General features: G+C 66.8%; 22 protein-coding genes, 1 tRNA gene and 1 other RNA gene. 9 read left to right on the top strand and 15 right to left on the bottom strand.

Translation table 11 applies throughout. The features are described from left to right. Positions 1–7: 7 nt before the first annotated feature. The 3 genes from hutG to hutI form a co-directional block, all read right to left on the bottom strand. Positions 8–865, bottom strand: a complete 858-nt coding sequence (gene hutG, locus XcodCFBP4690_RS20075) for an N-formylglutamate deformylase (RefSeq protein WP_104543826.1) — start codon at positions 863–865, stop codon at positions 8–10. Between the two features lie 187 nt (positions 866–1,052). Beyond that, a complete protein-coding gene (gene hutH, locus XcodCFBP4690_RS20070) occupies positions 1,053–2,594 on the bottom strand; it encodes a histidine ammonia-lyase (protein WP_104543824.1) in 1,542 nt (513 codons plus the stop codon). 17 nt (positions 2,595–2,611) lie between these two features. Then, complete coding sequence (hutI, locus tag XcodCFBP4690_RS20065) at positions 2,612–3,817, bottom strand: imidazolonepropionase (RefSeq protein ID WP_104543822.1); 1,206 nt, start codon at positions 3,815–3,817, stop codon at positions 2,612–2,614. Between the two features lie 60 nt (positions 3,818–3,877). Between hutI and XcodCFBP4690_RS20060 the strand changes: the two genes are divergently transcribed. Further along, complete coding sequence (locus tag XcodCFBP4690_RS20060; protein WP_146091985.1) at positions 3,878–5,254, top strand: formimidoylglutamate deiminase; 1,377 nt, start codon at positions 3,878–3,880, stop codon at positions 5,252–5,254. Positions 5,255–5,258: 4 nt separating this feature from the next. Here the strand turns inward: XcodCFBP4690_RS20060 and XcodCFBP4690_RS20055 are convergent. After that, positions 5,259–5,335, bottom strand: a non-coding RNA gene (locus tag XcodCFBP4690_RS20055) — sX9 sRNA. 107 nt (positions 5,336–5,442) lie between these two features. On the opposite strand from XcodCFBP4690_RS20055, the gene hutC reads away from it, so the two are divergent. After that, positions 5,443–6,180, top strand: coding sequence for a histidine utilization transcriptional repressor HutC (gene hutC, locus XcodCFBP4690_RS20050; RefSeq protein ID WP_167394725.1), 738 nt, complete (start codon positions 5,443–5,445; stop codon positions 6,178–6,180). A 375-nt stretch (positions 6,181–6,555) separates the two neighbouring features. Here the strand turns inward: hutC and XcodCFBP4690_RS20045 are convergent, their stop codons facing one another. From XcodCFBP4690_RS20045 to XcodCFBP4690_RS20035, 3 genes are all read right to left on the bottom strand, one after another. Next, positions 6,556–7,548 (bottom strand): restriction endonuclease, encoded by a 993-nt coding sequence (locus XcodCFBP4690_RS20045; protein ID WP_167394724.1) that lies wholly within the window; start codon positions 7,546–7,548, stop codon positions 6,556–6,558. A gap of 337 nt (positions 7,549–7,885) precedes the next feature. Beyond that, the gene (locus XcodCFBP4690_RS20040) at positions 7,886–8,452 is read right to left on the bottom strand and encodes a phasin family protein (protein ID WP_104543817.1); all 567 of its coding nucleotides are present in this window, start codon (positions 8,450–8,452) and stop codon (positions 7,886–7,888) included. 159 nt (positions 8,453–8,611) lie between these two features. Then, positions 8,612–8,887 carry a polyhydroxyalkanoic acid system family protein gene (locus XcodCFBP4690_RS20035; protein WP_104543815.1) on the bottom strand — a complete coding sequence of 92 codons (276 nt, stop codon included), beginning with the start codon at positions 8,885–8,887 and terminating at the stop codon, positions 8,612–8,614. A gap of 236 nt (positions 8,888–9,123) precedes the next feature. Between XcodCFBP4690_RS20035 and XcodCFBP4690_RS20030 the strand changes: the two genes are divergently transcribed. After that, a complete protein-coding gene (locus tag XcodCFBP4690_RS20030) occupies positions 9,124–9,933 on the top strand; it encodes an FHA domain-containing protein (protein ID WP_104543813.1) in 810 nt (269 codons plus the stop codon). Here the strand turns inward: XcodCFBP4690_RS20030 and msrQ are convergent. Both msrQ and msrP read right to left on the bottom strand, forming a co-directional pair. Then, a complete protein-coding gene (gene msrQ / locus XcodCFBP4690_RS20025) occupies positions 9,875–10,531 on the bottom strand; it encodes a protein-methionine-sulfoxide reductase heme-binding subunit MsrQ (RefSeq protein ID WP_104543811.1) in 657 nt (218 codons plus the stop codon). The two genes, XcodCFBP4690_RS20030 and msrQ, sit on opposite strands and share 59 nt — an antisense overlap. A gap of 146 nt (positions 10,532–10,677) precedes the next feature. Next, the gene (gene msrP / locus XcodCFBP4690_RS20020) at positions 10,678–11,646 is read right to left on the bottom strand and encodes a protein-methionine-sulfoxide reductase catalytic subunit MsrP (protein ID WP_104543809.1); all 969 of its coding nucleotides are present in this window, start codon (positions 11,644–11,646) and stop codon (positions 10,678–10,680) included. 175 nt (positions 11,647–11,821) lie between these two features. Here msrP and serC point away from each other — a divergent pair, with 175 nt between their 5' ends. The 3 genes from serC (at position 11,822) to aroA (ending at position 15,649) form a co-directional block, all read left to right on the top strand. Beyond that, complete coding sequence (serC, locus tag XcodCFBP4690_RS20015; protein WP_104543807.1) at positions 11,822–12,907, top strand: 3-phosphoserine/phosphohydroxythreonine transaminase; 1,086 nt, start codon at positions 11,822–11,824, stop codon at positions 12,905–12,907. Positions 12,908–12,973: 66 nt separating this feature from the next. Further along, positions 12,974–14,209, top strand: a complete 1,236-nt coding sequence (gene pheA / locus XcodCFBP4690_RS20010; protein ID WP_104543805.1) for a prephenate dehydratase — start codon at positions 12,974–12,976, stop codon at positions 14,207–14,209. Positions 14,210–14,332: 123 nt separating this feature from the next. Beyond that, entirely contained in the window at positions 14,333–15,649 is a 1,317-nt protein-coding gene (aroA, locus tag XcodCFBP4690_RS20005; protein ID WP_104543803.1) for a 3-phosphoshikimate 1-carboxyvinyltransferase, read from the top strand. Here aroA and XcodCFBP4690_RS20000 read toward each other — a convergent pair. Continuing rightward, on the bottom strand, positions 15,633–16,199 hold the full coding sequence (locus XcodCFBP4690_RS20000; protein WP_104543801.1) for an energy transducer TonB: 567 nt from the start codon (positions 16,197–16,199) through the stop codon (positions 15,633–15,635). The genes aroA and XcodCFBP4690_RS20000 overlap by 17 nt on opposite strands. A 243-nt stretch (positions 16,200–16,442) precedes the next feature. Beyond that, positions 16,443–17,108, bottom strand: coding sequence for an energy transducer TonB (locus tag XcodCFBP4690_RS19995; protein ID WP_167394723.1), 666 nt, complete (start codon positions 17,106–17,108; stop codon positions 16,443–16,445). 111 nt (positions 17,109–17,219) lie between these two features. Between XcodCFBP4690_RS19995 and serS the strand changes: the two genes are divergently transcribed. After that, positions 17,220–18,500: a serine--tRNA ligase gene (serS, locus tag XcodCFBP4690_RS19990; protein WP_104543797.1), complete on the top strand. Its 1,281-nt coding sequence runs from the start codon at positions 17,220–17,222 to the stop codon at positions 18,498–18,500. A gap of 466 nt (positions 18,501–18,966) precedes the next feature. Here the strand turns inward: serS and XcodCFBP4690_RS19985 are convergent, their stop codons facing one another. Further along, positions 18,967–19,545, bottom strand: a complete 579-nt coding sequence (locus XcodCFBP4690_RS19985; RefSeq protein WP_104543795.1) for an FMN-dependent NADH-azoreductase — start codon at positions 19,543–19,545, stop codon at positions 18,967–18,969. Between the two features lie 100 nt (positions 19,546–19,645). Between XcodCFBP4690_RS19985 and XcodCFBP4690_RS19980 the strand changes: the two genes are divergently transcribed. Together XcodCFBP4690_RS19980 and XcodCFBP4690_RS19975 are read left to right on the top strand one after the other, a co-directional pair. After that, complete coding sequence (locus XcodCFBP4690_RS19980) at positions 19,646–20,662, top strand: LysR family transcriptional regulator (RefSeq protein ID WP_007964080.1); 1,017 nt, start codon at positions 19,646–19,648, stop codon at positions 20,660–20,662. A gap of 376 nt (positions 20,663–21,038) precedes the next feature. Further along, a tRNA-Ser gene (locus tag XcodCFBP4690_RS19975) sits at positions 21,039–21,128 on the top strand. Positions 21,129–21,404: 276 nt separating this feature from the next. Here the strand turns inward: XcodCFBP4690_RS19975 and XcodCFBP4690_RS23205 are convergent. The 3 genes from XcodCFBP4690_RS23205 to XcodCFBP4690_RS23200 all read right to left on the bottom strand — a co-directional run bounded on the left by XcodCFBP4690_RS23205 (position 21,405) and on the right by XcodCFBP4690_RS23200 (position 22,070). Then, positions 21,405–21,584: a hypothetical protein gene (locus XcodCFBP4690_RS23205; RefSeq protein ID WP_244183748.1), complete on the bottom strand. Its 180-nt coding sequence runs from the start codon at positions 21,582–21,584 to the stop codon at positions 21,405–21,407. 85 nt (positions 21,585–21,669) lie between these two features. After that, positions 21,670–21,804, bottom strand: a complete 135-nt coding sequence (locus XcodCFBP4690_RS23305) for a hypothetical protein (RefSeq protein ID WP_279628116.1) — start codon at positions 21,802–21,804, stop codon at positions 21,670–21,672. Positions 21,805–21,833: 29 nt separating this feature from the next. Next, positions 21,834–22,070, bottom strand: a complete 237-nt coding sequence (locus tag XcodCFBP4690_RS23200; RefSeq protein WP_244183747.1) for a hypothetical protein — start codon at positions 22,068–22,070, stop codon at positions 21,834–21,836. Between the last annotated feature and the right edge of the window lie 384 nt (positions 22,071–22,454).

Below are 22,454 nucleotides of genomic sequence, written 5' to 3'. Positions count from 1 at the left end.
CTTGCAATCAACGGTGGGCCGCGGGCGGCGTGGTGGCGGGTGAGGCGGTGCCGGCGAACTGCAGGCAGGCCAGCAGCACATGCCGCAGCACTGCGCGCAATGCGGTCGCGTGCACTGGCTGCCAGGGCGTGGGCCAAGTGTCCGGGGTGATGGTGTCCGGTTCGCGCATGTAGCCGCGGCATGCCAGCTCCATCTGCAGCGTGTGTACGCCGTGTTCGGGCTGCGCATAGTGGCGGGTGATCCATCCACCCTTGAAGCGGCCATTGCGCACCGTGCTGGAGCCGCTGCTGCGGCACAGCTGTTCCACTGCGTCGACCAGCACCGGGTCGCAACTGCGGTCGTCGTTGCTGCCGATGTTGAACTGCGGCAACTCGCCGTCGAACAGGTGCGGGATGACCGAGCGGATCGAGTGTGCGTCGTACACCACGATCCTGGAATGCAGCTGGCGCAGGCGCGCAATTTCCTCGGCAAGCGCCGCGTGATACGGGTCGAACCAGCGCGCGCGGCGCTGGTCGATCTCCGCCTGGTCCGGCGCCAGGCCGTCGGCATACAGGGGCTGGTTGTCGAAGGTGGTCAGCGGGCACAGGCCGGTAGTGTTCTGGCCGGGGTACAGCGATGCGCCGCTGGGGTCGCGATTGACGTCGATGACCGAGCGCGAGATCGCGGTGCGCACGGTGGTGGCGCCCAGCGATTGGGCGAAGTCGTACAGGTGATGCACCCACCAATCGGCATCGCGCCGCGCCAGCCATGGCGACACGAAACGGTCGGCCACGTCATCGGGCAGCTCGGTGCCGGTATGCGGAAAGCTGATCAGTAGGGGCGCCTGCCCTTGGTGAATGTCCAGCCAGTCGGGCAGGGGGCTCATGGCCGGGCTCCGGTTGCCTGCGCGGCGGCACGCGATGCGTGGTGGTGATGCGCGTGGGTCTGGCCGTCGCGCCGCGCGTACCTTGCACCCGCAGCGCTGGGATGTGCGGCGTTTGCCAGGATGGCGATACCAGGCAATGCGTGGCGGCGTGCCGGGATGCTGCGCGGGCGGTCTGCAAATCGCCGCGTCATGCGGGCTGCTCCACGCCCGGCAAGGCGATCGCCACTGCATCGGCCAATGCGCCGGAACGCACCAGGGCGCTGGCGGCCAGCATGTCCGGGTGGAAGTAGCGGTCGTCCTGCAGCGTCGGCACCTGTGCGCGCAGCAGGGCACGTGCGGCTTCCAGCGCGGCGCTGGAGCGCAGCGGCGCGTGGAAGTCGCAGCCCTGCACGGCGGCCAGCAGCTCGATGCCGATCACGTGCGCGGCGTTCTCTGCCATCGCCAGCAGGCGGCGCGCGCCGTGCGCGGCCATCGACACGTGATCTTCCTGGTTGGCAGAGGTGGGAATCGAATCGACGCTGGCTGGATAGGCGCGCTGTTTGTTTTCCGACACCAATGCCGCAGCGGTGACCTGCGGAATCATGAAGCCCGAGTTCAAGCCCGGGCGCGGGGTGAGAAACGCCGGCAGGCCGGACAGGGCCGGGTCCACCAGCATCGCGGTGCGGCGTTCGCTGATCGAGCCGATCTCGCACACCGCCATTGCCAGCATGTCCGCCGCAAATGCCACCGGCTCGGCATGGAAGTTGCCGCCCGACAGTGCTTCTTCTGTGTCGCTGAAGACCAGCGGGTTGTCGGAGACGCCGTTGGCTTCGATCTCCAGCGTGCGCGCGGCCTGGCGCATCACATCCAGCGCCGCGCCTATCACCTGCGGTTGGCAGCGCAGGCAATACGGGTCCTGCACGCGCACATCGCCGAGCCGGTGCGATTCGCGGATGGCCGAGTCGGCCATCAGCGCGCGCAGCGCGGCGGCGGTGGCGATCTGTCCCGGCTGCCCACGCAAGGCATGGATGCGCGCGTCGAACGGCGTATCCGAGCCCTTGGCCGCTTCCACCGACAATGCCCCGGCGACTAGCGCCGCCTGCAACACGGTTTCAATCTCGAACAGGCCGGCCAGCGCGCAGGCGGTGGAGAACTGGGTGCCATTAAGTAGCGCAAGTCCTTCCTTGGCGCCGAGCACGCGCGGTTGCAGCTGCGCCTGCGCCAAGGCGTCCGCTGCCGGCAGCCGTTGTCCGCCGACGAAGGCCTCGCCAACGCCGATCATCACCGCCGCCAGATGCGACAACGGCGCCAGATCGCCGGATGCCCCAACCGAGCCCTGGCAGGGCACCACCGGGGTGATGCCAGCGCGCAGCATCGCCTCGAGCAGGGCCAGCGTGTCCGGCTGCACGCCCGAGGCACCCTGGGCAAGGCTGGTGAGCTTGAGCGCCATCATCAGCCGCACCACCGGCACCGGCGTGGGCTCGCCGACGCCGGCGGCATGCGACAGCACGATATTGCGTTGCAAGGTGGCCAGGTCGTCGCGCTCGATGCGCACGCTGGCCAGCTTGCCGAAACCGGTGTTGACGCCGTAGACCGGCTCGCCGCGCGCGACGATCGCTTCCACGGTCTGCGCGCTGCGCAGCACCGCCGCCGCGCAGGCCGGATCCAGCGCCGCATCGGCACCGCGATACAGCGCACGCCACTGCGCAAGCGTGACGGCGCCGGGTTGCAGGACAACGGAAGCACTCATGACAACTCCAGGGGTGATCAGGTCAGGTGCCCGCGCCAGACGCGGGCATGCAGCGGGTTGAAGCCCATGCGATACACCAGGTCGGCCGGCGCCTGGATGTCCCAGATCGCCAGGTCGCAGTCCATGCCGGTGCGCAGCCGGCCCAGGCGCGTTCCGCGGCCGAGCGCGCGCGCCGCCTCGCGGGTGAACCCGGCGATGCATTCGTCCACGGTCATGCGGAACAAGGTGGCCGCCATGTTCATCGCCAGCAGCGGGCTGGTGAGTGGCGAGGTTCCCGGGTTGCAGTCGGTGGCCAGTGCCAGCGGCACGCCGGCCGCACGCAGCGCGGCGATCGGCGGCAGCTGGGTATCGCGGGTGAAGTAGAACGCACCCGGCAACAGCACCGCGACCGTGCCGGCGGCGGCCATCGCCTCGATGCCGGCCTGGTCCAGGTATTCGATATGGTCGGCCGACAGGGCGCCATGGCGCGCGGCCAGCGCTGCGCCATGCTGGTTGCTCAATTGTTCGGCGTGGATCTTGACCTGCAGGCCGTGCGCCTGCGCGGCGACGAATACCTGTTCGGCCTGCGCGGTGGAAAATGCCAGATGCTCGCAGAACACATCCACCGCCTCGGCCAGCCCTTGCGCGGCCACGGCGGGAATCATCTGCGTGCAGACCACATCGATATACGCCTGCGCATCGCTTCCCGGCGGCACCGCATGCGCGCCCAGAAAAGTGGGCACCACCTCGACCCGGCGCAGGCTGGCGAGCTGGCGTGCCACGCGCAGCTGCTTGGTTTCGTATTCCAGGGTGAGCCCGTAGCCGGATTTGATCTCCAGCGTGGTCACGCCTTCGGCGAGCAGCGCATCCAGGCGCGGCAGGCTGGCAGCGAGCAACGCCGCATCGTCGGCAGCGCGGGTGGCGCGCACCGTGGCCACGATACCGCCGCCGGCCGCGGCGATCTGCGCATAGCTGGCGCCGCGCAGGCGTTGTTCGAATTCGTTGGCGCGATTGCCGGCGTACACCAGGTGGGTGTGGCAATCGATCAGGCCCGGGCTGATCCAGCGCCGCTGGCAATCGTGCGCGGTGCCGGCGGCGAATGCGGGAGCCTGCGCAGCCGGGCCGGCGTAGAGAATGCGGCCGTCCTGGCAGGCGACCACGCCGTCATCCACGATGCCCAAGCCACCATCGGCGGCGTCCAGGGTCATCAGTTGCGCGTTGTGCCAGAGAACGTCGCAATGCATGGCGCAGGCTCGGGGTGTCTGATATGTATATACAATAGGGTCGTCAATCGGAGGTGTCCAGTGGCAGACGAGCAGGCACATGCGCAGGTGTTTTGGGCCGCCCGGGCCTTGTTGCCGGATGGCTGGGCCAGCCAGGTGCGGATCGCGCTGGCGCAAGGGCGCATCGTCTCGGTGCAGCCGCAGGCCACACCCGCTGGCGGCGATATCCGCTGCGAAGTGTTGCTGCCCGGCCTGGGCAACCTGCACAGTCATGGCTTCCAGCGCGGCATGGCCGGGCTGACCGAGGTCGGCGGGCGCAGCGGCGACAGCTTCTGGAGCTGGCGCGAGCTGATGTACCGCTTCGTCGACCGGCTCGATCCGGACAGCCTGCAGGCGATCGCCGAGCAGGCCTATGTGGAGATGCTGGAGAGCGGCTTCACCCGGGTCGGCGAATTCCACTACCTGCACCACAGCACCAGCGGCACGCCCTATGCGCAGGCCGGCGAAATGTCCGCGCGCATCGCGGCGGCCGCGGCCACTACCGGGATCGGGCTGACCCTGCTGCCGGTGTTCTATGCGCACTCGGATTTTGGCGGCGCCGCACCGAGCGCGGCGCAGCGACGGCTGATCCACGACATCGACGGTTTCGCGCGCCTGCTCGACGACTGCCGGCACGGCCTCAAGGCGCTGCCGGATGCCGTGCTCGGGCTTGCGCCGCATAGCCTGCGTGCGGTCACGCCGCAGCAACTGCTGGACCTGCAGCCGCTCACCGAGGGGCCGATACATATCCATATCGCCGAGCAGCAGCGCGAGGTCGACGCCTGCCTGGCGTGGTCGGGCCAGCGGCCGGTGGAGTGGCTGCTGGCCAATGCGCCGGTGGATACGCGCTGGTGTCTGGTGCACGCCACGCATGTCACCGCCAGCGAGGTGCAGGCGATGGCGCAACGCGGCGCCGTGGTCGGGCTGTGCCCGATCACCGAAGCCAACCTGGGCGACGGAATCTTTCCGATGCAGGCCTTTGCCGCGGCCGGTGGTCGCTTCGGCGTCGGCTCGGACTCGAACGTGTTGATCGATGCCGCCCAAGAGCTGCGCCTGCTCGAATACGGCCAGCGGCTGACGCTGCAGGCGCGCAATGTGCTGGCGCCGGCGCAGGTTTCCAGCGGCCGCTGGTTGTACGAGCGCGCCGGTGAGGGGGCGGCGCAGGCCCTCGGCATCGCGCAGCACGGGATACGGGTCGGTGCGGCCGCCGACCTGGTGGAGCTGGACCTGACGCATCCGGCCTTGCTGGCACGCAGCGACGATGCGGTGCTGGATAGTTGGCTGTTTGCCGCGCGCGGCACTGCGGTCCGCAACGTCTGGCGCAACGGCCGGCCGGTGGTGCGCGACGGCCAGCATGTGGGCCGCGCGCGGATCGCCACGCGTTTTGCGCAAATCCTGCGAACAGTGCTGGGCACCTAAAAGCGGCTCGCAGAGCGTGGCGAGCAGTCGTCGGGTGGGCGCGGACGGCGCGGAGCAACCGGAATGTACGAAGGGGTACATGCCGAGTCCGAGCAAGCGCCGCGCCCGCCTGGCGGTGAGCGCAGTCGTTCCGTTAGCTGGTCTAAGCGGATGCGCGCACAATGCAGGCCTGACCGGAGACCTCTGCTTTGACCGCCATCCCCATCGCCGCGCCCGGCACCTTGCACCAACGCATCCGGCAGGATCTGGAGCGACGGATCCACAGTGGCGACTGGCCGCCCGGGCACCGCATTCCGCCGGAGCACGAGCTGATGGCGCAATACGGCTGCTCGCGCATGACGGTCAACAAGGTGCTTGGCCTGCTGGCCGACGCCGGCATGATCGAGCGTCGTCGCCGTACCGGCTCGTTCGTGGCGCGGCCGCATCCGCATCTGGAACAGGTAGCGCTCTCGATCCCGGACATCGAAGTGGAAATGACCGCGCGCGGTCACCGCTACAGCTTCTCGCTGCTCTCGCGGCGGCTGCGCAACGTGCGCCAGCGGGTGCCGCAGGAGCGTGCGCTGGGCAGCACCGGCAAGCTGCTGGCGCTGGAAAGCGTGCATCTGGCCGATGGCAGCCCGTTCGCGCTGGAGCAGCGCGTGATCGATATCACCACCGTGCCGGATGCCCTGGCGCAGCCGTTCACCGAGCTGGCGCCGGGTAGCTGGCTGCTGCGCAACGTGCCGTGGACGCGCGCCGAACACCGCATCAGCGCCGTCGGCGCCGACGCCGCGCAGGCCAGGCAGTTGCAGGTGGACGAAGGTGCCGCCTGTCTGGTCATCGACCGCCACACCTGGCGCGGCGAACAGCCGGTGACCTACGTACGCCAGCTGTTCCTGGGCGGCTCCTACGACCTGGTGGCGCGTTTCGCGCCGGGGATGCGCTGAAAGCAGCGCGTGGAAGGGCGTACAGCACCTCTGCGATGCGGTAGCTCCGGCAGCGCTGCCAGGCATCCGCATCACCAGATCGTCCGCGAGCGAGCGCTCCCGTGCGGTCGCAGTGGGGAACGAGGGCCGCCTGGTGACGGTCACGCAAGCGCCGCGGCGATGGCTATTCACGCACAGTTGCTGCAGCATCTCCGTCAACCGCCATCAAGAACGCAGCTAACGAGTCGCACCGTCTGTCGCGCAAACACCAGACCACACGAAGTGGATCAACTACAGCGACAACCTAGTGTCCCTCACCTCGCAACCAGACTGGCGCACTGGCATGACATACCTCTCACCGCGCCAATCCCCAATCCCGATTCCCGAATCCCGAACTCAAATCGTCGTGCACTGCCGCCAACGCACCGGTTCTGCCACCCCTGCGCGCGGATTGAGCTGCACGCGCACGGTGCGCAGATACGGGTAGCGCTTCAGTTCCTCGCAGATCAGCGGCCACGCGGCGCTGTCCTCGATGGTGCGATCCACCGCCAGCGTGGCTTGCGTGATCCAGATGCCGCGCACCAGGCCGGGTTTCTGTGCCAGGGCCTTGGAGACATCGCGGCGGTAGCCCTGCAGCGTTTCCGCGTCCGGTTCGGTGGCATTCGCTGCTGGTGAGGGAGTGGGTGCCGGTGTGGCTACGACAGGCGGCACGGCAGACGCGGCCGGCGTCGCCGGCGGGGGCGTGCCTGCTGCAGCGCGCGGGGCCGCGGCAACGGGGGCGGACGTCGGGGTGGGCTCCGGCGGACGCAGCCCCACAACCGCCACCAGCGCCAGCGTGGCCAGTGCAGCACCGGCGATGATGCTGTGGCGGATGGCCCGTCGCCTGGCCATGCCCACCACGCCGGTTTCCACATCCCCCGGCAGATAGGGCTTGAGCAGGGGCCACAGGCGGATGCCGTCCAGTACTTCGATGGATTGTTTTTCGGCAGCGGCCAGGCCTTCGCGCTCCATGCGCCCTTCGGTCACCATCACGCCGCCACCGGCACCGGCCAGGCGGGCCATCGCGCCCAGCTCATTCACCGCCGCCACGCCGATGCGGTAGCCGCGACCGTGTTTACAGGCCACCAGGCGGGTGCCGTGATCGGTCTGCATCATGAAGTCGGCGGTCGGCAGGCCGTCCTGCGGCAGCTGGGTCGGTTGCCAGCCACGCTGGTCCTGCAAGACACGCAGCACCACCGCGGAAAAGTCGCGCCAATGCATGGCTGCCAGGGCGCGCACGCCTTCGGTGGTTTCGTTGGCGCGACGTCGCACCAACCAGAGGTAGGCGCACACCGCCAGCCAGAGCAGCAGTGCAGCCAGGAGCGCCAGGATCCAGGAAGGCATAAGCATCAAGCGAAGGTATGGCGCGTATTACGAATCGATGCCTCTAGAAGAATCCTTCGCGCGGGATTCGTCAATGGATCGCTGGCGGAGATGTCACGAGCCGTGATCCAGGCAGCGAAAGACCCGCCAGTCCGAAGCCGTGAGGGGAGGGGAGCAAACGGACTTCATGAAGCGGGACTGGCGGGTCGTTCCCGATTGTCTGCAAAACCATGTTGCTTTGCAACATCGCAAGGCTCACAGCAAAACCGCCGTCCGTGCATTGCCAGAACCGCGCTCGGAGCGCGCACCGCATCCAGCGCGACGCTCCGATGATGGCAACCCGCCCGCCCGCGCGAACCGGGCATTACTCGCCGTCGAATGCCGCGGCATTGCCGGTGGTGGATGCACCGCTGGCGCCGGTCGAGCTGCCGCCACCTGCGGAGTCGCTGCTGGCGGCCTGCGCGGCCTGGTTGGCGGTGCGGTTGGCGCGCTTGGTGGCCGCGGTGTTGGCCCGTACCTGGGCCTTGAGCGACTCGACCTCGCGGCGCAGGTTCTCCAGTTCTTCCTGCTCGGGGATGTTGAGCGTGCGCAGCACGCCCTTGACGCGCTCGTCGAAGGCCTTGCCCAGCTTGTCCCAGCCACGTACCGCGGTGTCACGGGCCTGCTCGAACTGGGTTTCCACCTCCTCGCGCAGTTCGTCCACGCTGTCGGCCGCCTTGCGCTGGCCGCTGCGCTCGTAGGCGGCGCCTTCGCGCACCAGCGAGTCGAACAACTTGCTGCCTTCGCTCTGCACGCGCCCGAGTGCACCTAGCCCGGCCAGCCACACGGTCTGCGCCGATTCGCCGAGCCGGCGCGAAATCTGCTCCGCCTGGGCCTGGAAGCCCGAAGCCGCGGTGTCGCGGTTGCCGTTCTGATCGTATCCGGTCGTCATGCGATGCTCCTGTCGATTGCCGAAGTGACGTTGGGTTCACCCTAGTGCCGGCCTTGCATCGGACAGGTGAAACGCAGTCCGGTCAGGCCTGCACAAGCATCCGCCCATCGCGCGCGGGGCGGGTGACTTGGCGCTGAAGCAGCGGCAGCGGCGACGCGCTCAGGCCAGCTTTTCCGACAACAGCCGACGGATTTCCGATTCCACCATCGGCTGCATCGCCGACAGCAGGAAGCCAAGCTCGGCCGTCACATGCACCTGCTGCGGCAGCAGGGCGATCGCGCCATCCACGCCCGACCGCGAGATGCGCAAGGTGTCGCCTTCCCAGTGCGAGGCCACGCCGTAGCGATCGGTGAGCTTGCGCGCCGCCTCGTCGATCGCTGCGCGGGCCTGTGCCGGCGTCAAGGAATGGTCGTGGCGGATATCGATGCTGGACATGAGGTGCCTGGGTGATACGAAAGTAGGCGCGCATTGTGCGCATGCGCGCGCCTGGCTCCAAGTGCGGTCATGCATCGCGCCAGGCCAGCATGGTGGCGAGCTAACGTTGCGAACCGTCGCCGAGGCCCGGGCCTGGTCGCGTACGCAGCGCCTTATCGACGCGAATTGGCCGCCGCCGCGCTGGCGCGATGCGCTGGTTGGCCGCTCTCGACGGCAAACCTGCTAGGCTGCGGCCGGTGCGCGACCTGCAAGTTCATTTCACCCACCGGCAGCAGCCGGATCATTCCCTCAAGCCCGGCGTCCACCGGATCGTACGGCATGCCTCCGGCAGCGTGCGGGTGGTGGCCGATGCGCAGGGGGCGCTGCTGTTGGCGCAGTTCTGCCTGGACCAGCGCGGCCTGTGGCTGCAGGTGGCCAACGGCATCCGCGGCATCCACGTCAACGGACGCCCGGTGCGTCGCATGGCCTTGCTGCGGCCCGGCGATGCGATCTACGCCGATGGCGTGGAGATGCTGCTGCGCAGTGCGCCCTCCAGTGCCCCAGCCAACGATCTGCCGCCCGACGATGCCGGCCTCGGCGAGGTCTGCCTGTTGCTGCGCGGGTTGGGTGGGCGCCATCACGGGCGCAGCTTCACCCTGGATCGCTCGCGCCTGGTCGGCAGCGACCCGGCCGCGGACATCGTCATCGACGATCCGGCCTTCAGCGCGCAGCACGCGCGCCTGGAGCGCCACGGCGACCGTGTGCTGATCCGCGATCTGGGCTCGGAAGAGGGTAGCTGGATCAACGGCGTGCAGGTGCGCGATGGCTGGCTGCAAGCCGGCGACCAGGTGGTGTTCGACGCCCGCCACCGGTTCGTGGTGGAGGTGCCGCGCATCCATCACGGCACGACATGGGATATCCCCGATTCCGAGCCGCCACCGCCGCCGCGCGCAGTGGCCGAACCGGTGCGTGCGCCGATGAAGGTCGCCCGCTGGCCGTGGCTGCTGCTCAGCGCGGTGCTGCTGGCGGCGGCGCTGAGCGCCTTGCTGTGGTTCGGCGCGCGCTGAGTTTTTTCCAGACCCGCCAGCCCAGCAGGGCGGCGAGTATGCCGGCATACAGCGCCGGCTCGCGGATATCGGACTTCACCAGCCACCAGAAGTGCAGCACCGCCAGTACCCCGATCGGGTAGATCAGCTGATGCAGCCGGCCCCAGTTGCGCTTGAGCCGGCGCATCCAGCCCTGGGTGGAAGTGATCGCCAGCGGCAGCAATAGCAGCCATGCGGCAAAGCCCACCGTGATGTAGGGACGCTTGAGGATCTCTTCGAAGATCTGCGTCCAGAAGCCGCGCAGGTCCAGGCTGAGATACACCGCCAGATGCACGCTGGCATAGAAGAACGCATACAGCCCCAGCATGCGCCGGAAGCGGATCACTACCGCCTGGCCGGTGAGCTGGCGCAGCGGTGTGATCGCCAGGGTGATCAACAGAAAACGCAGCGCCCACAGCCCGGTGCGATGCTCGATCTCGGCCACCGGATCGGCGCCCAGGGCGTCGCTACCGGTCTGCCACACCTGCCAGAACTGCCAGGCGAGCAGTGCGATCGGCGCCAGCGCGGCGACATGCACCAGGGTCTTGGCGGCGATCAGGGGGACGGAGGACTTGGCCATGCGATCTCGAAGAAGGAAACAATGCCGCGCGGGCATGAAACGTAGGAGCGGACCTGGCCGCGACAGGCGTTACCGGACCGGTAAGGCCCTTCGCGCCCGGGTGCGCTCGTACCGCAGGTCGATATCAGCGTGTCGGGTTTACACGGCTAGAACCACTTTTTCAGGTCCATCCCCGCATACAGCGAGGCGACCTGATCGGCGTAGCCGTTGAACGGCTTGGTCGCGATGCGCTCGGCAAACAGCTTGCTGGCGGTACCGGCAATGCGGCGCTCGGTCTTCTGGCTCCAGCGCGGATGGTCCACGGCCGGGTTGACGTTGGAAAAGAACCCGTATTCGGACGGCTGCAGATCGTGCCAGGCGGTCTCGGGCATCTTCTCGACGAAGCGGATTTCCACGATCGACTTGATGCTCTTGAAGCCGTACTTCCACGGCACCACCAACCGCAGCGGCGCACCGTTCTGCTGCGGCAGCGGCTTGCCGTACAGGCCGGTGGCCAACAGGGTCAGCGGGTGCATCGCCTCGTCGATCCGCAGGCCTTCGCGATACGGCCAGTTGATGGAACGGTAGCGCACGCCCGGCATCTGCTGCGGGTCAGCCAGCGTGGTGAAGGCCACGTACCTGGCCTTGGAGGTCGGCGCAAAGCGCTTGAGCACCTCGCCCAGCGGCACGCCGGTCCACGGGATCACCATCGACCAGCCTTCCACGCAGCGCAGCCGGTAGATGCGCTCTTCCGAGGCGACGCCCTTGAGCAGCTCATCCAGCGACAGGCTGCCGGGTTTTTCGCATTCGCCGCCGACCTTCACCGACCATGGCGACAGCTTGAGCGTCTTGGCCGCCTTCGACGGGTCGGTCTTGTCGGTGCCGAACTCGTAGAAGTTGTTGTAGCTGGTGACGTCTTCCAGCTTGGTCAGCTCTTCGGCGGTGCGGAAGCCGCTGCGCGCCTGCGCCGGAGTCACCACGGTCTTGGGCGGCGGTGGCGGGTCGGCCTCGGCGCAACCGGCCACGCCGATTGCCGGGGTCAATGCCAACAGCTGCAGCAGCCGACGCCGCTCGCGGTAGACGGACTCATCGGTGATCTGACTGGCGGGCAGTTTGAAGGCATCGCGAAACGACATGGCAGGCTCCGGCAGTGGCTGCAGCGTGAGAGTAACCAACCGGGACAAGAGTTCGCTCCGGTGCACCACCACGTTACGTCAGGCTCAGTCAAAAGGATGCAGCTGCAACTTTTTTGCCCGCTGCCAAGCCCGGTGCGCTGCGGCATACTAGAAGGCTAGCTCGACAAGGTGTGCCATGACTCGCGCGTTCAATTTCAGTGCCGGCCCTGCGACATTGCCGGAATCGGTCCTGCGGCAGGCGCAGGCGGAGATGGTCGAGTGGAATGGCGTAGGCGCCTCGATCGTGGAAATCAGCCACCGCAGCGCCGACTTCATGGCGGTGGCGGCCGCGGCTGAAGCCGACGTGCGAACCTTGTTATCGATTCCCGACGACTATGCCGTGCTGTTTACCGCCGGTGGCGCCACCACCATCCAGGCACTGTTGCCGTTGAATTTCGCCGCGCCCGGCCAGGCCGCCGACTACGTGATCAGCGGGCACTGGGGCAAGACCGCGATCAAGCAGGCCGCGCCGTACGTGGATGCACGCATTGCCGCCGATGCCCAATCCGAAGGCTTCATCGACATCCCGCCGGTGGCCAGCTGGACCCTGTCGCCGCATTCGGCCTATGTGCACATCACCGCCAACGAGACCATCCACGGCGTCGAATTCCGCGACATTCCGGCGGTTGGGACCCTGCCGCTGTTCGCCGATTTCAGTTCTTCCATCGCCTCCGAGCCACTGGATATCTCGCGCTACGGGCTGATCTATGCCGGCGCGCAGAAGAATCTGGGGCCGGTGGGGATTTCGCTGGTGATCGTGCGGCGCGACCTGCTCGAGCGCGCCGGACAGCCACGCGCGGACATCTTCAACTATGCCTCGCATCTGGCACGCGACTCGATGCTCAACACGCCGCCGACCTGGAACTGGTACCTGCTCGGTCTGACCGTGAAGTGGATGCTGGAGCAGGGCGGGGTCGAGGAGTTCGCGCGGCGCAACGCGGAAAAAGCGGCACTGGTGTACGGCGCCATCGATCGTTCCGGCGGCTTCTATCGCAACCTAGTCAAGCCGGCAGTGCGCTCGCGCATGAATATCCCGTTCTTCCTGCCCGATGAGCAGCTGGATGCGCTGTTCGTCAGCGAATCCAAGGCCGCCGGCCTGCTTGCATTGAAGGGCCACAAGGCGGTGGGCGGGATTCGCGCCTCGCTCTACAACGCCATGCCGGTGGCCGGCGCGCAGGCGCTGGTGGCCTTCATGCACGACTTCCAGCAGCGTCACGGCTGAGCCCACTTCCATCCGCGGCGCAGGCCGCGCAGGCGCATGCGCCGTCTTTTCGAGGAACGCCCAGCGATGGCATCCAGATCCAGCAAATCCACGCCCGCCGCCGGCGGCAAACGCACCCCGGCGAAAGCCACCGGGGAGTCCGCCGCGAGCGCGCCGGTTGCCAAGCCGGCAGGCAAATCGTCAGGCAAATCGGCCAAACCGGCCGGCAAGCCCGTCACCGCGGCACCGGTGCTCGCCGACGTGCGCGCCAAGATCGACGAGATCGACCGCAACATCCAGGCGCTGATCGCCGAGCGCGCCAACTTCGCCCATCAGGTCGGCAAGGCCAAGGGCAAGCTGGCTGCAGCGGTGGACTACTACCGACCCGAGCGCGAGGCGCAGGTGCTGCGCATGGTGGTGGACCGCAACGAAGGCCCGCTCAGCGATGAAGTGCTGGTGCATGTGTACCGCGAAATCATGTCCGCCTGCCTGGCCCAGCAGGAGCCGCTGAAGATCGGTTATCTGGGGCCGGAAGGCACCTTCAGCCAGCAGGCGGTGCTCAAGCACTTCGGGCGCTCGGCGGTGGGCTTGCCGATGGCGACCATCGAAGAAGTGTTCCAGGAAGTGGAAGCCGGCAACGCCGATTTCGGCGTGGTGCCAGTGGAAAATTCCGGCCAGGGCACCATCCAGGTCACCCTGGACATGTTCCTGACCTCCAACCTCAAGATCTGTGGCGAAGTCGAGCTGCGCGTGCATCAGTACCTGCTCTCGCGCAACGGCCGGCTCGAGGATATCGAGCGCATCTACGCGCATTCGCAGTCCTTTGCGCAGACCGCCGGCTGGCTGCGTTCGCACCTGCCCAAGGTGGAGAAGATCGCGGTGTCCAGCAATGCCGAAGGCGCACGGCGCGCGCGCAATGCCGAAGACGCGGCTGCGATCGGCGGCGAGAGCGCCGCCCATGTGTATGGCCTGAAGAAAGTCATCATGAAGTCGATCGAGGACGACGACGACAACACCACGCGGTTTTTGGTGATCGGCCGGCAGATCTTCCCCTCGTCCGGGCACGACCGCACCTCGGTGCTGGTGTTCATCCACGACAAGCCGGGCGCATTGTTCGACGTGCTCAGCCCGTTCGCGCGCCATGGCATCAGCATGAACCGCATCGAGTCGCGGCCCTCGCATCAGGCCAAGTGGGAATACGGCTTCTTCATCGATCTGGTCGGCCATGTGGAAGACGAGGCGATGAAGCAGGCACTGGCCGAGCTGGAAGCGCATTCGGCACAGATCAAGGTGCTGGGTTCGTATCCGGTGGCCATTCCCTGAGCAGGCGTGCCCGGCCCCAGGCCGTCACCGGCGCGCCGCCGCTTCGGCGATGATGGCGCGCCGCCATTTCTCACCCAGCGCATCGCCCGGTACGGCGATGCCGCAGCACTTCGGATCATTCGCATGAGCAGCAGCACTCAGCACTGGATCGCGCAGCAAGGCAGCGCCTTGCGCGGCACGTTGACCATTCCAGGCGACAAGTCGGTATCGCATCGGGCGGTGATGTTCGCCGCGCTCGCCGATGGCGTCTCGCAGATCGACGGCTTTCTGGAGGGCGAAGATACCCGTTCCACTGCGGCGATCTTCGCCAGGCTGGGCGTGCGCATCGAGACGCCATCGGCGTCGCGGCGCATCGTGCATGGCGTGGGCGTGGACGGGCTCCATGCGCCCAGCGAGGCGCTGGACTGCGGCAATGCGGGCACCGGCATGCGGCTGCTGGCCGGCCTGCTGGCGGCGCAACGCTTCGATAGCGTGCTGGTGGGCGATGAGTCCCTGTCCAAGCGGCCGATGCGACGCGTCACCGGCCCGCTGGCGCAGATGGGCGCGAAGATCCAGACGCAGGACGATGGCACGCCACCGCTGCAGGTACATGGCGGGCAGGTGCTGCACGGCATCGACTTCGTTTCGCCAGTGGCCAGCGCCCAGGTCAAGTCGGCGGTGCTGCTGGCCGGCTTGTACGCGCAGGGCGAGACCTCGGTGAGCGAGCCGCATCCCACCCGCGACTACACCGAACGCATGCTGTCGGCGTTCGGTGTGGAGATCGACTTTTCGCCCGGCAAGGCGCGCCTGCGTGGCGGCCAGCGGCTGCGTGCCACCGACATCGCGGTGCCGGCGGATTTTTCCTCGGCGGCGTTCTTCATCGTCGCCGCCAGCATCGTTCCCGGCTCGGACGTGGTGTTGCGTGCGGTGGGCCTGAATCCACGCCGCACCGGGCTGCTGGCAGCGCTGCGCCTGATGGGCGCGGATATCAGCGAGGGCAATCATGCCGAACATGGCGGCGAGCCGGTTGCCGACCTGCGCGTGCGTCATGCACCGCTGCACGGCGCGCAGATTCCCGAAGCGCTGGTGCCGGACATGATCGACGAGTTTCCCGCGCTGTTCGTGGCGGCGGCCGCAGCCTCCGGGCAAACCGTGGTCAGCGGCGCGGCCGAACTACGGGTCAAGGAATCGGACCGTCTGGCCGCCATGGCAACCGGGCTCCGCACGCTGGGCGTGCAGGTGGACGAAACGCCCGATGGCGCCACCATCCATGGCGGGGCCATCGGCAGCGGCGTGATCGAAAGTCATGGCGACCATCGCATTGCGATGGCATTTGCGATTGCCGGGCAACTGTCGACCGGCAAGGTGCAGATCAACGATGTGGCGAACGTGGCCACCTCGTTCCCGGATTTCGACACCCTTGCGCAGGGCGCGGGCTTCGGACTCAGCGCTGCGCGCTGAATTCCACCGGCACCTGGACGCTGCTCGCCACGGCATGTCCGTCGCGTGTGGCCGGCTCGAAACGCCATTGCTGCAAGCTGCGCACTACCGCCGCGTCCAGGCGCGGATCGCCGCTGCCGCTGCGCTCGACGATGGTCACCTCGCGCACGCGCCCCTGCACATCCAGCTGCAGCCTTGCAGTCCGGCTGCCTTCGAGACCGGCGCGCGCCAACTCGGCCGGGTAGGCGGGCAACGCATTGCCGGGGAGCGGAATCGCTTCCTTGCTGCTGACCGGCGTACGTGCCGGCTGGTGCGCCACCATGGTCATCGCACGCGGACCATCGGCGCTGGGCAGGATCTGCCGGCTGGCCGCCGGGGCAGGGGCCGTGTCGGGGGCGAACGATTCGTCGCTGTGGCGCGCCCACCACCAGGTTGGAATCACCACCAGCACGGCAATCAAGGTCGCCCATAGCCAGGGCGAGGCGCCATCGCTCTCCACGTCCTGCCTGCGCGTGCCTGCAGCACGTGGCACGGCCGGGCTGTGGGATGAAGGATTCGAGGTGAAGGACATGGCCGACCTCCTGGCGCATCTGTTGATGACCCGGCTAGTCTGTTCGGCGTTTGCTGAGGGGCAATTAAGGCGGGGCATATCTGCCACACCCTGGCTATGTCGTGATTCAGCTTAGTGACGCTAACGGGGCGCGAAGAGGTCCGCTCGGTGGCGCCCAAGTTCACGTTTTAACAGGATTTTTCGATCTTTCACGCCGGGTGGTTGGCCGCGCTACCCCTGCGCAGCGACAGCTGTTAGGCCCGCTTACTGCGCCGGCTTGAATTCGAAGGGAATGTCCACGCTGCCGGCCACCGGCTGGCCGTTGTTCTGCGCTGGATGGAAGCGCCAGTGCCGCACGGCCTCCATTGCGGCGCGGTCCAGGTCGCGCGAGCCGCTGCGCTGCACCAGGGTGACTCCCCCCGGATTGCCGGCCGCATCCACATCCACGCGCACCACCACGTCGCCGGCATCGCCACGGCGCAAGGCCGCCGACGGATAGCGCGGTGGCGGCATCTGGCCCTGCATCGGAACCGGGCGGTTGCCGCCGGCCACCGGTGCAGACGGCGCTGCGGTCCCCGGGGTGCCGGGGACCGCGTCTTCGGGCAGGGAAGACGGTGCCGGCGGGGGCGGGGGCGCGGTTTCCACCAGGGTGGGGGTGTCTTCCTGCTGCGGTTTGGCCTGCGGCATGTCGCTGGCGCTGTCCTGCGCCGGCAGCGGTGCAGGCAGCGGCTGCAGCGTGTCGTCGCTGGCCGGGGCGTTGGCACTCGGCTGGCTGGGCGAGGCCTTGTAGAAGTCGTCCTTGCGACCGGTGGCCCAGACCAGCAGGAACAGCAGCAGGCCGGCGCCGAAGGCAATGCCGGCAATTTTCAGGGTGTGGCGGGGCAGGCGCAGGACGATGTGGCGATCGGACGCGGAGCGGGGCGCGGGCATAGGGCTCACCTGAAGGATCGCGGCAATTCTGGCATAGCGCCGGTGAATCGATCGCAGCAGGTGGCGGAACAGGCGATAATCTTGCGCTCTCCACCGACACATAGACTTCCGATGCTAGATCCGGCCCTGCTTCGCCAACATCCCGCCGACCTTGCCGAGCGCCTGCGCAGCACGCGCAGTTTCTCCCTGGACACTGCGGAACTGGAGTCGCTGGAGAGCGAGCGCAAGCGTATCCAGGTGCGCACGCAGGAGTTGCAGAGCCTGCGCAACTCGAAATCCAAGGCGATCGGGCAGGCCAAGGCCAAAGGGGAGGACGTGGCCGCGCTGATGGCCGAAGTGGCTGGTTTCGGCGACGAGCTCAAGGCGTCCGAAGACGCGCTGGACAGCATTCGCGCCAAGCTGGAGAGCATCGCGCTGGGCCTGCCCAACCTGCCGGCCGACGATGTGCCGCACGGCAAGGACGAGGCCGACAACGTGGAGCAGTCGCGCTGGGGCACCCCGCGCAGCTTCGACTTCGCGGTCAAGGACCATGTGGAACTCGGCGCGCCGCACGGCTGGCTGGATGGCGAGACCGCTGCCAAGCTCTCGGGCGCACGCTTCACCGTGTTGCGCGGGCCGATCGCGCGCCTGCACCGCGCGCTGGCGCAGTTCATGCTCGACCTGCACGTCGGTACGCACGGCTACGAAGAAACCAATGTGCCGCTGCTGGTCAATGCCGATTCGCTGCGCGGCACCGGGCAGTTGCCCAAGTTCGAAGAGGATCTGTTCCAGACCGAAGTGGGCGATTCGCGCCGCTATCTGATCCCCACCTCCGAAGTGCCGCTGACCAACATCGTGCGCGAGGAGATCGTCGATGCCGAGCGCCTGCCGCTGCGCATGACCGCGCATTCTCTGTGCTTTCGCGCCGAAGCCGGCAGCGGTGGCCGCGATACCCGCGGCATGATCCGCCAGCACCAGTTCGAGAAGGTGGAGCTGGTGACCGCCTGCGCGCCGGAAGACAGCGATGCCGAACACCAGCGCATGACGCGCTGCGCCGAAGTGGTGCTGGAACAGCTCGGCCTGCCGTATCGCAAGGTATTGCTGTGCACCGGCGACATGGGCTTTTCGGCAATGAAGACCTACGACCTGGAAGTCTGGCTGCCGTCGCAGAACACCTATCGCGAAATTTCCTCGTGCTCCAACTGCGGCGATTTCCAGGCGCGGCGCATGCAGGCGCGCTGGCGCAATCCGGCCAGCGGCAAGCCGGAGTTGCTGCATACCCTCAACGGCTCGGGCACGGCGGTGGGACGCGCGATGATCGCGGTGATGGAGAACTACCAGAACGCCGATGGCTCGATCGAGGTGCCGCAGGTGCTGCGTCCGTACATGGGCGGGCTGGAAAAGATCGGTTGATGCCACTCGCATCGGGGCTGGTGCGCCACGCACCGGCTCCGATGCGCGGCAACGTGTCTGCGTGACGTCGATACCGTTACGCGCGGCCGATTTGCAGCTCGGCTGGTGCTGGCTGCTGCGCATCGGTCTGTAGCCTCGCCACGACCAGCAGCATCCAGGACGACGAGCAAAGAGGGGCCTGCGCAGGCCCCTTTTTGTTTGTTTTGCGATCCGCATGCCCGCGGCGGGATGCGTAGATACGCTGGCAGCGGAGGCGCAAACACGAGCCATCCCATCCAGCATTACGCGATGTGCTGCGACGAGTGCTGAGAAACTGCGCGCTCAAGAGCGGCGGACGCCACCTGGCGAGCAATCGTCAGACGGGTACGGACAGTGCGCCCAGCACCGGAATCTGCGCGTAGTTCATGCCGATTCCGGATACTGGCCGCACCCGCCTGGCAGTCGCGCAGTCGTCTTGCCACCTGCTCTACGCAGCCAGTTCCTCCGGCTGCTGCAGCGATGCCAGGGCCTGGGCAAGCGCGTCGCTGCGGTGCTGCGGCGAGTAGGCAACGCCTTCGGCACGTATAAAACTCACCTCGTCGATGCCCAGGAAGCCGAACACCTGACGCAGGTATGGTTCCTGGAAATCGTTGCTCGTCTCGGGGTAGATGCCACCACGCGCGCTGGCGATGATGACGCGCTTGCCGCCGGCCAAGCCCTCCGGCCCCGTGGCGGTATAGCGGAATGTACGGCCGGCCACCGCGATCCGATCGATCCACGCCTTCAGCGTGGAGGGGATGCTGAAGTTGTACATCGGCGCACCGATCACGACGACGTCTGCATCCAGGAACTGCTGCATCACCTGCTCGGCGGCGGCTGCCTCGGCGGCATCGGCCTGCGCCAGCGACTGGCCGGTGAGGTGGGGGATCTGGTCCTGATCCAGGTCGCGGTAGCTCACCTGCAGATCCGGGTGGAGCAGGCGCTGTTGCTTCACCACGGCGGCACTGAGTTCGCGGCTGATGGAGTTGGCACCCAGGGCGCTGGAATCGAGATGGAGCAGCTTCATGGCAAGGACCTATGGGATGCGGCAGTGCCGCGGAGGTGTGCAGCCTAGGTCGTTGCCCTGTTGGGATAAAGGTGGTTAAATATCACTTATCGTTCTATCCATGGATACATGCGCCATGCACGACCTGAATGACCTGTACTACTTCGCGATGGTGGTGGACCACGGCGGCTTCGCCGCAGCCGAGCGCGCGCTCGGTATCCCCAAGTCGCGCCTGAGCCGGCGCATCAGCCAGCTCGAAACCGACCTGGGCGTGCGCCTGCTGCAGCGCTCCACGCGCCGTTTCGCGGTCACCGACGTGGGCACCAGCGTGCACCGCCATGCCCAGACCATGCTGGCGGAGGCCCAGGCCGCGCGCGAGGTGGTGGATCGTCTCAGCGCCGAGCCGCGCGGTCTTGTACGTGTGAGCGTTCCTGTCTCGCTCGCGCAGATCCAATTGCCCAAGCTGCTGCCGGAATTCCTGGCCAAGTACCCCAAGGTGCGGCTGCAGCTCAACATCAGCAATCGCCGCGTCGACGTCATCAATGAAGGCTACGACATCGCCCTGCGCGTGCGGTCGCGCCTGGACGACGACGGCAGCCTGGTGATGCGCAGCTTCGGCCAGGTGCAGGAGTTGCTGGTGGCCAGCCCCAAATATCTGGACCGCGCCGGACGCCCGAAAGACCCGAGCGAACTGGCCAACCACACCACCATGAGCACCAGCGAAGACGAAGCCCATCAGCGCTGGGAACTGCACGGCCCCAACGGCGAAATGCGCCGCGTGGACCTGCAGCCGCGGCTGGCCGGATTCGATTTCCCGCTGCTGCAATCGATGGCGCGCGATGGCTTCGGCATCACCATGCTGCCGGAAACCGTCTGCGCCGAAGCAGTGCGCAGTGGCGAACTGGAAGTAGTGCTGCCGCACTGGTCGCTGCCGCAAGGCATCTGCCATGCCGTGTTCGCCTCGCGTCGCGGCCTGCTGCCGGCCGTGCGGGTGTTCATCGACTTCCTGGCCGAACACCTGCCGCAGGAGATCGAACGCTCGCGCCTGGACTGCGGCGGCAACTGCGCCGAACTGGCCGAAAAGCTCAAGCGTGCCGCCGGCACCGCGCCGCGCCTGGCGGTGGCCGAGGCAGGCTGAGCAGCCGTTGCCGAAGCCGGCTGAGGGCGGTGTTTGGCTGCTGCGCCGGCTGCCCGGTTGTTTGGCAGCCCGCGAGCTGCTCGGCAGTCAGTTCGCTTCAGACGGCCGGCAGGCTGCGTCTATCTTGGGTGCATCCCGCCGATCCCCACGAGTAGCGGCCGGTCACGAGTGGCGCCGCATCACGCTACGCCAGCCACAAGCGAATGGTGCCACCAAGCAAAACGCGCCCGGGCATGCGAGAATGCGCGCCCGGGAACACTCCTGGGGAGTGGTGGCTTGCATAAGATGTCCGTGCGGCCACCATCGGGCTTCACCCGCGCAACGCGGGTCGCCAGCGTGACAACCGACGCCTTCGGCGGTCATGCGTAGCAGCATCGGAGAGATGGCCGAGCGGTTTAAGGCACCGGTCTTGAAAACCGGCGAAGGGTCAAACCTTCCGTGGGTTCGAATCCCACTCTCTCCGCCACTTCTCCTAATAAATATTTGATTTTGAGCGTCGGTCCAGTTAGTGCCGCCTTCCCCCGCGCCTTGGCTTCTTCCCAGCCCGTAACCACCGGCTCCTGGATATAGTGCTCGAAGTTGCCTTCGGCCCAGGACTCACTGACGTTGACCGCATCTAGCGCGCTGTCAAAGCGCATCGCGTCAGCCGGTGGCAAGCGCTTGGAGGTAGCGTCAATGAGCGTCCCTACAGCTTCGCGGCCATTGGGATCGGCGTAAGCCGGGGAACGCGTAATCGAGTTGATCAAGCCTTGAGCATCAAGATCCTGGACCGTTTGATTGTTAAATTGTTAAGGATCAGGCGGTGCGCTTCGAGCGCGGTCAGATCAACTTGGCCATTGGCGTCGGTCGCCATGGCAAGGGCGGCAAAATTGGCAGAGTCTTGGGGCGAACGGGAGCGTTCATGCGTGAATCCTTTCAACATGAGTCAACGGAAAAGTGGATAGTCCTCTTCGACGCGCGCCAACACCGCAGCCAGGAGTTGGGATGGCTGCGGGCAGAACAGGTCTTTAAGCACCGACCACGGCCCACCAATCAACCGTGGCCGCTTGGGAATTCAGGGTGGCGGTCACGCCGACGAAGGCTTGCACAGCAAGTAGCTCAATCGGGAAGGCGCGATCGAAGTCGCGATCGAACTCGTACATCTTTGAGTCCGTGCTTGCTTTGCTGCAGCTCAGATGAAAGGCAGCAGCTTCACCCATGGTGTGTGCGAAAGCGTGCTGATCTTGGCTCTTCCAATTGTCAAGACCGCTTGGTAGGCCGCAATCAGTGGCTTGCGAGGCTCGAAGTGGGTGGCAAGACCATAGCCCTCAGAAAGCAATCCGATCAGGAACACATCGTGTGTGTTGTGGGCAATGCGTCGGGACCGCGGGAGCGTGTTGAGTTGCTCGCCCTTTTCGGCCATTTCCAAGAAGAGCTGTGTGCAGACCTTGCCCGTGGCCCAGTCAGACAAAACGGTGGGGCCAGCTGCTCGCAAGCTGTCTGAATACTCTCGCGGCCAATTCCCAAGCTCGGGTTGCACCCGGCTGTGCATCGCATCCCAGCGTAAGAGAAGCGCGCGACTTTCAGTAGTTCAGCAGAAGGACTGCGTAAGTTCCGCTAGGTCCTCGCGGAAGTAGGCATCACACTCAGCTACACTGCAAAAGTAGCTGATCCGTCCTAGCTGCGTCCCGACCTTGGGGCTCAGCGGCCCGGTGGCTTTAAGGCGCTCTGATACGCCCAGAGTTCCGTAGACACTCAAGACCCTCGTTGCGCGTAGCGCCGTTCAAACTCTACAGGGGACAGGTCACCAGTT

The sequence above is a fragment of the Xanthomonas codiaei genome (genome assembly GCF_002939785.1).
Lineage (GTDB): Bacteria > Pseudomonadota > Gammaproteobacteria > Xanthomonadales > Xanthomonadaceae > Xanthomonas > Xanthomonas codiaei.
This window is presented reverse-complemented; position numbering and strand designations above follow the sequence as displayed.

Coding starts and splice junctions, on each gene's coding strand:
- aroA (WP_104543803.1), top strand. CDS start 14,333: ATGAGCAGCAGCACTCAGCACTGGATCGCGCAGCAAGGCAGCGCCTTG.
- hutG (WP_104543826.1), bottom strand. CDS start 865: ATGAGCCCCCTGCCCGACTGGCTGGACATTCACCAAGGGCAGGCGCCC.
- msrQ (WP_104543811.1), bottom strand. CDS start 10,531: ATGGCCAAGTCCTCCGTCCCCCTGATCGCCGCCAAGACCCTGGTGCAT.
- serC (WP_104543807.1), top strand. CDS start 11,822: ATGACTCGCGCGTTCAATTTCAGTGCCGGCCCTGCGACATTGCCGGAA.
- msrP (WP_104543809.1), bottom strand. CDS start 11,646: ATGTCGTTTCGCGATGCCTTCAAACTGCCCGCCAGTCAGATCACCGAT.
- XcodCFBP4690_RS23305 (WP_279628116.1), bottom strand. CDS start 21,804: ATGTACGAGTTCGATCGCGACTTCGATCGCGCCTTCCCGATTGAGCTA.
- pheA (WP_104543805.1), top strand. CDS start 12,974: ATGGCATCCAGATCCAGCAAATCCACGCCCGCCGCCGGCGGCAAACGC.
- hutI (WP_104543822.1), bottom strand. CDS start 3,817: ATGCATTGCGACGTTCTCTGGCACAACGCGCAACTGATGACCCTGGAC.
- XcodCFBP4690_RS20040 (WP_104543817.1), bottom strand. CDS start 8,452: ATGACGACCGGATACGATCAGAACGGCAACCGCGACACCGCGGCTTCG.
- XcodCFBP4690_RS20035 (WP_104543815.1), bottom strand. CDS start 8,887: ATGTCCAGCATCGATATCCGCCACGACCATTCCTTGACGCCGGCACAG.
- XcodCFBP4690_RS19980 (WP_007964080.1), top strand. CDS start 19,646: ATGGATACATGCGCCATGCACGACCTGAATGACCTGTACTACTTCGCG.
- XcodCFBP4690_RS19985 (WP_104543795.1), bottom strand. CDS start 19,545: ATGAAGCTGCTCCATCTCGATTCCAGCGCCCTGGGTGCCAACTCCATC.
- XcodCFBP4690_RS20000 (WP_104543801.1), bottom strand. CDS start 16,199: ATGTCCTTCACCTCGAATCCTTCATCCCACAGCCCGGCCGTGCCACGT.
- serS (WP_104543797.1), top strand. CDS start 17,220: ATGCTAGATCCGGCCCTGCTTCGCCAACATCCCGCCGACCTTGCCGAG.
- hutH (WP_104543824.1), bottom strand. CDS start 2,594: ATGAGTGCTTCCGTTGTCCTGCAACCCGGCGCCGTCACGCTTGCGCAG.
- XcodCFBP4690_RS19995 (WP_167394723.1), bottom strand. CDS start 17,108: ATGCCCGCGCCCCGCTCCGCGTCCGATCGCCACATCGTCCTGCGCCTG.
- XcodCFBP4690_RS23205 (WP_244183748.1), bottom strand. CDS start 21,584: ATGTTGAAAGGATTCACGCATGAACGCTCCCGTTCGCCCCAAGACTCT.
- XcodCFBP4690_RS20045 (WP_167394724.1), bottom strand. CDS start 7,548: ATGCTTATGCCTTCCTGGATCCTGGCGCTCCTGGCTGCACTGCTGCTC.